The organism is Streptomyces sp. NPDC032472 (assembly GCF_040636955.1).
Lineage (GTDB): Bacteria > Actinomycetota > Actinomycetes > Streptomycetales > Streptomycetaceae > Streptomyces.
In genome coordinates this window covers 1-6,147 of sequence record NZ_JBEZVK010000155.1, presented here as the reverse complement: position 1 = coordinate 6,147, position 6,147 = coordinate 1, and the positions used below count along the sequence as shown (strand labels likewise).

The 6,147-nt window shown below is 74.3% G+C and carries 5 protein-coding genes; 2 read left to right on the top strand and 3 right to left on the bottom strand.

What is annotated here, in order from left to right:
• Positions 1–50 precede the first annotated feature (50 nt).
• Positions 51–1,355 carry a carboxylesterase family protein gene (locus AB0F11_RS37325; RefSeq protein WP_362184123.1) on the bottom strand — a complete coding sequence of 435 codons (1,305 nt, stop codon included), beginning with the start codon at positions 1,353–1,355 and terminating at the stop codon, positions 51–53.
• Positions 1,356–1,578: 223 nt separating this feature from the next.
• Positions 1,579–2,217 (bottom strand): TetR/AcrR family transcriptional regulator, encoded by a 639-nt coding sequence (locus AB0F11_RS37320; RefSeq protein WP_362184120.1) that lies wholly within the window; start codon positions 2,215–2,217, stop codon positions 1,579–1,581.
• 154 nt (positions 2,218–2,371) lie between these two features.
• Here AB0F11_RS37320 and AB0F11_RS37315 point away from each other — a divergent pair, with 154 nt between their 5' ends.
• Together AB0F11_RS37315 and AB0F11_RS37310 are read left to right on the top strand one after the other, a co-directional pair.
• Positions 2,372–3,958: an APC family permease gene (locus AB0F11_RS37315; protein WP_362184117.1), complete on the top strand. Its 1,587-nt coding sequence runs from the start codon at positions 2,372–2,374 to the stop codon at positions 3,956–3,958.
• 135 nt (positions 3,959–4,093) lie between these two features.
• Positions 4,094–5,236, top strand: coding sequence for an agmatine deiminase family protein (locus AB0F11_RS37310; protein ID WP_362184114.1), 1,143 nt, complete (start codon positions 4,094–4,096; stop codon positions 5,234–5,236).
• A 25-nt stretch (positions 5,237–5,261) separates the two neighbouring features.
• Here the strand turns inward: AB0F11_RS37310 and AB0F11_RS37305 are convergent.
• The coding region (locus AB0F11_RS37305) for an alpha/beta hydrolase (RefSeq protein ID WP_362184111.1) at positions 5,262–6,147 on the bottom strand (886 nt) is incomplete at its 5' end.

Sequence of the window (6,147 nt, the reverse complement as noted above, 5' to 3'; positions counted from 1 at the left end):
GTTTGAGCGCGCCGGGCGCGGAGCGTCCGGAAACCCTTTTGGTGGCGCGCCTATGGCCGCAGGGGCATGGGGGAGAAGGGGTGGTGCTCCCAGATCCGGCGGGATGCGTCCTCCGGGTACGGGGCGACGGTCGGGCGGGTGTCGAAGAGTTGCACCAGGCGCTGCCGGAGATCGTACGCGGGCCAGCCGGGGTCGCCCCCGGCGGCGAACGCCGTCCACGCGGCACGCATGCGGCCCGACAGCTCCTCCGCCTCGGCGGAGGGCGGCGTGCCGACCAGCGCGGCGGGCTGACCGCGGTCCAGGGTGCCGAGGACGAGCGGTACGTCCAGGCCGTGGCAGGCGCCCAGCGCACCGCCCATGCCCGGCGCGGGCCAGGTCAGCTCGTAGGCGTACGTGCGCCCCCCGGCGGCCGCGTGCGCCTCGGCGAGATGCAGCGTCGGCATCCGGAACAGCCAGTCGAAGTGGACCCGTTCGTACAACTCCTCCGGACCTGCTGCCGCACAGGCCTCGCGGTAGCGGCGCGCACCGTCCGGGGCCGGGGCGAAGATTTCCAGCGCGCTCGCCGCCTGCTCCTCGTCCACCGCGCCGAGGAGCCCGTCCAGCGCCGCGAACAGGCGGTGTTCGTCGCGGGTGTGGCCGACGAGGAGTTCGACGCCACGGGCGGCGCCGGCGGACACCGCCTGCCACGGGGTGGCGGCGAGGGCCTCGCCGTCGACGACGGGGGAGAAGAGGATCCCCCTGTGGGCGGCCCGGCCCCACCGCTCGTTCCACTGCCCGGACTTGGCGCCGACCGCGTCATCGGCGGCGGGCAGCCGGTGCGGGGCGACGCCGGACAGGTCGGCCACGGTGGGCCGCAGCCCGAGCTCGGCGGCGCAGGCGGCGGCGATGTCCTCGGCGAGCTCCGGCGAGAAGAACGTTCCCGGCATGCTCTGCACGACGGCCCGGCGGAAGAGTCCGTCCGCGCCGTCCATCGCCAGCAGCGCGGCGATCGATCCGCCGCCCGCCGACTGGCCGAAGACCGTGACCCGGTCGGGGTCGCCGCCGAAGGCCCCGATGTTGTCGCGCACCCATCGGAGGGCGGCCACCTGGTCGAGCAGGCCGCGGTTGGCGGGAGCCCCCTCGATCTGCGCGAAGCCTTCGATGCCGACCCGGTAGTTGAAGGTCACCACGACAACGCCGCCCTCGCGCGCGAGGCGGCCGCCGTCGTACTCGGGCAGAGCGGACATGCCGAAGGCGTAGCCGCCGCCCTGGACCCAGACCATCACCCGCAGCCCGGCGCCCCGTTCGGCCTCGGGCGACCAGACGTTGACGGTCAGCCAGTCGTCGCCCGTCGCGTCCTGCGCCAGCGCGTCCATGCCGAACAGGCCGGCCTGGCGGGGGCGGCGGACCGTACGCGACGGCCTCCCGCACGCCGCTCCAGCCCCGTACGGGCAGCGGCGCGGAAGAACCGGGCGAATCGGGCGTGGCAGCGGTCATCGGAGCCCCCTGCCCGGGCGGAGGGGCCTCGGTCGGCCCCGGACGCCGGGAATCATCCGCCGGGTCCGGACACCACGCCGACGAATTACGTGTACGAGGGGCCTACGGCTGCGCCGGACCCGCCCCCGCCAGTCCGCGCAGCAGCAGGCGCACCCCGAGGTCGAAGCCGCGCGAGTCCAGCTCGGCGAGGCCGCCGGGTCGGGCGCCCGCGGCGTCCAGGGAGGCTGCGAGGGCCGGGTAGTCCGGCCGGTACGCGCCGGGTGGGCCGGTGAAACCTGCGGTGAAGGTCTCCAGCGCCGAGCCCAGGACGAGGTTGTCCAGCGCGGCGGCGGCCTCGGCGGCCTCCGCGGGAGTGCAGCCGTGCCGGGTCAGGGCCGCGAGCAGGGCGTCGTACCCCCGCAGGGCCTTGTCCGACGAGACCCGGTGGCGGGCCACGAGCGGGATCATGTGCGGGTAGCGCAGGTAGACCCGCCGGTATCCGTGCGCGTAGGCCGTGATGCCCTCCGCGCCGCCGGGGTCGGCCAGCGGTCCCAGGTCGATCTCGTCGTTGATGAGCTCGGCGACCGCGTCGAGGAGGTCCTCCTTCGACGCGATGTGGTGGTAGAGGGACGCGCCCTTGACCCCCAGCCGGTCGGCGATCGTGCGCATTTTCAGCGCTTCCGCGCCGTGCTCGTCCAACAGCTCCAGAGCCGCGCGGGCGATGATCGCGCGGCTGAGGAGGGTCTGGCTCGGCCGTGGCATCTGCGACTCCTTCACTCCCGGATGCGCAGGTTACCTGTCAGGAACGCTTCACAAGCAGCCAGGAACGCCGCTACATTCCAGCCACCTCGTTTACCTAACGCGGTTAGATTTAGCGCGAGCCCGACTGGCATCGCGCGCCCGGTGAGGTGATCACATGAACAGACGTACGAACGCGGTCGCGGATACGGCGGCGCATACGGCAGCCGATGCGGCAGCCGACGGGCCGGCCGACGCGGCAACCGACACCGATGCGGCCCGCCTCCGCGACCTGGGATACCGTCAGGAGCTGCGCCGCAGCCTCGGCATCCTCGGCAACATCTCCATGGGCTTCGCCGTGGTCTCCCCGGTCGTGGCCCTGTACGCCGTCTCGATGGTCGGGACCACGGTCGCCGGCCCGCTCTGGGTCTGGGCGCTGCCCCTGGTCCTGGCCGGCCAGTGCCTGGTGGTCAACGTCTACGCGGAGCTGACCTCCCAGTGGCCGCTGGCCGGCGGCCCGTACCAGTGGGGCCGCAGGCTGCTCGGCCCGGCCTTCGGCTGGCTCGGCGGCTGGGTGTGGCAGTTCGCCGTCATGTTCGGCAACACCACCGTCGCCTACCTCGCGGCGCCCTGGGTCTACGCCCTGGTCGGCGCCACCCCGACGCCCGGCGGCCTGGTGGGCGTCGCCGTCGGCATCCTGTGCGTGTGCATGCTGGTGAACGCGTACGGCATCACGATCCTGCGCTGGTTCGTCTCCCTCGGCATCGCCGCCGAGGCGGTCGCGTCGGTCGGCGTGGGCCTGGCCCTGCTGCTCTTCTTCCGGGAGCACGGCTTCCCGCTGTTCACCGAGACCCTCGGCGCCGAAGCCCTCTCGGGCGGCTCCACCCTGCTCGGCTTCCTCGCCGCCGTGGCCGTCGCCGGCTGGGCCTTCATCGGCTTCGACGCCTGCGTGTCCACCGCCGAGGAGACCAAGGACGCCGGCCGCCAGGTGCCCCGCGCCATGTGGTGGGCCCTGCTCAGCGTGGGTGCCGTCGTCATCCTCAACGCCATGGCCGTGGCCCTCGCGCACCCGCACCCCGAGGCCGTCGTCGCCGGCGAGGACATCGACCCGGTGACCACCGCCGTGGTCCACGCCTTCGGCGGCTGGTCCGACAAGCCGTTCGTCGTGGTGGTCCTGGTCGGCTTCCTCGCCTGCGCCATGGCCTCCCAGGGCGGCGCGGCCCGCGGCCTGTTCTCCCTCGCCCGCGACGGGGTCTTCCCCTTCTCCCGGCACGTCCGCAAGGTCAACCGCCGCCAGGCCCCCATCGGCGGCCTGGTCGCCTCCACGCTCATCAGCGGCGCAGCCCTCGCCCTCGGCCTGAACGCCACCGCCATCGGAAGCCTGATCGCCTTCGGCACCGCGGCCACCTACCTGCCGTTCTTCCTCGTGTCGCTCGCCGCGCTCGTCGCCCGCCTGCGCGGGACCTGGGTGCCTTCGGGCGCGATCCGGCTCGGCCGCAAGGGGACGTTCCTGAACGTCCTCGCCGTCGCCTGGACCGCCTTCGAGGTGGTCAACGTCTGCTGGCCGCGGGCGATCCTCGCACCGCCCGGCGCCCCCTGGTACCAGGTGTGGGCCGCGCTCCTGGGCACCGCCGCCGTGCTCGGTTCGGGTCTGGCGTACCTGCTCGTACGCCGCCCCCACGACAGGCTCCGCGGCGACGACCCCGACGCCCCGCCGGCCGCCGTACCCGCCCCCGCGGCGGCAGGCCCGGCGGAAGCGTCCTGACGGCGGCTCCCGCGCCGCCACCCCCCCACGCTGCAGTTCACCCGTCCGACCGGCTCCGCCCGAGCACCGCGCACCGCGCACCGAGCACCGGGCGACGAGCACCGAGCACCGCCACGCGCCACGGAGGAATGAACCATGTCCCTGTCCAGCACACCCCGCCCCCGCACCTCGCGCCGTGCCTTCTGCACCACCGCCCTGACCGCCGCCGCGGGCCTGTTCCTCGCGACGGGAACCACCGGCCGGGCGGCGGCCGCACCGGCCACCGCCACCGGAGCCCTGACCGTCCCCGCCGAGTGGCAGCCGCACTCCGGCTGTGTGATGGCCTGGCCGTGGGACCGCAACGTCGGCTGGGGCGGGCTGCTCAAGGCCGTACAGGCGGAGGTCGCCGCGATAGCCAAGGCCATCGCCCGCTTCGAGCCCGTCCTGATGGTCGCCGAGCCCGGTACCGCCGCCGACGCACGCCAGCAGTGCGGCAGCGGCGTGACCGTCATCGAGTACCCCGTCAACGACTGCTGGACCCGCGACACCGGCCCCGTCTTCGCCCTCGACGGCGACCGCACCCACCTCACCGGGCTCGACTTCCGCTTCAACGGCTGGGGCAACAAGTACCCGTACGACAAGGACGACCTGCTGCCCGCGGGCGTCTGCGACCACCTGGCCGTGCCGCGCCGGCCCGTCGACCTCGTGCTCGAGGGCGGCTCGATGATCACCGACGGCGCGGGCACCCTCATCACCACCGAGGAGTGCCTGCTCAACCCCAACCGCAACCCGGGGCTGAGCCGCGCACAGATCGAGTCCGCGCTGCTCGCCGCGTACGGTGCGAGCAAGGTGATCTGGCTCCCGTACGGCCTGAACAACGACATCATCACCAACGGGCACATCGACCTCGTCGCCGCCTACCTCGGACCGGCGCAGGTCCTCCTGCACACCCAGCCCGACCCCGCCCACCCCAACCACGCCCGGATGGCGGCCAACAAGGCGGTGCTGCAGGCCGCGACCGATGCCTGCGGCCGCCCCTTCCAGATCAGCGAGCTGCAGCAGCAGCCGCAGTTCCGCGTCAACGGGGCCCTGGTGGAGACCTTCAGCTACACCAACTACTACCTGACGAGCGGCAGCGTGGTCGTGCCGACGGCCGCAGTGGCCGACGACGCCCCCGCGCTGGCCCGCTTCGCCGCCCTCTTCCCGGGCCGGGAGATCGTCGGCATCCCGGCCCGCACCCTGGCCTGGGGCGGCGGCGGGGTCCACTGCATCACCCAGCACATCCCGGCCACCGCCTGACCGGCCGACCGCGGCGGCGGGGGCCTCAGCCGGGCCCCGCCCCGGCGGTCACCTGCCCCGTCGCCGCCCGGCCCACGGCGCCCCCGGGCCGGGCGAGCAGACGCCGCAGCCAGCGGGTGCGGGCCTCGCGGGCGTCCTGGCTGAGTGACGCCCGGGGGGCCAGGGCGTCGAAGCCGTGGAAGGCCCCCGGCCACACGTGCAGTTCGGCCTCGCCGCCGGCCTGCCAGATGGCGTTGGCGTAGGCCACGTCCTCGTCCCGGAAGGTCTCCGCCGACCCGACCTCGATATAGGCCGGCGGCAGCCCGGACAGATCCGTCGCCCGGGCGGGAGCCGCATGGGGAGGCAGGTCCGCAGCACCGTACCGGTCGCCCAACAGGGCCTGCCACGCCGTCGCGTTGGAGGTCCGGTCCCAGGTGTCGACGCCGGCCATCTGGTGGCTGGAGAACGTGTCGTTGCGATCGTCGAGCATCGGGCACAGGAGCAGTTGCCCGATCGGCGCGGGCCCGCCGCGGTCGCGGGTCAGCAGGGCGAGCGCCGCGGCGAGCCCGCCGCCGGCGCTCTTCCCCCCGACGACGATCCGGTCGGCGTCGACGCCCAGTTCGGCCGCGTGCCCGGCGGTCCAGACGAGGCCGGCCCAGCAGTCCTCCACCGGGCCGGGGTACCGGGCGTGCGGCGCAAGCCGGTAGTCGACCGAGACGACGGCCAGCTCCAGCGGGAGGGCCCAGGCGCGCAGCAGCTGCGGCAGCACCGACCACGCATTGCCCATGACCATCCCGCCGCCGTGCATGTAGTAGAGCAGCGGCAGCGGCCGGGCGAGCCCGGCGGGCCGCGCGCTGACGAGTGTGACCTCCGGGCCGCCCGGCGGTCCCGGCACGCGCAGCTCCTCCACCTCGAAGCGGCCGTCGGCCGCG

Bases quoted from the DNA above. Each gene is read 5' to 3' on its own strand.
- AB0F11_RS37315 (WP_362184117.1), top strand. From the start codon at position 2,372: ATGAACAGACGTACGAACGCGGTCGCGGATACGGCGGCGCATACGGCA.
- AB0F11_RS37320 (WP_362184120.1), bottom strand. From the start codon at position 2,217: ATGCCACGGCCGAGCCAGACCCTCCTCAGCCGCGCGATCATCGCCCGC.
- AB0F11_RS37310 (WP_362184114.1), top strand. From the start codon at position 4,094: ATGTCCCTGTCCAGCACACCCCGCCCCCGCACCTCGCGCCGTGCCTTC.
- AB0F11_RS37325 (WP_362184123.1), bottom strand. From the start codon at position 1,355: ATGGACGCGCTGGCGCAGGACGCGACGGGCGACGACTGGCTGACCGTC.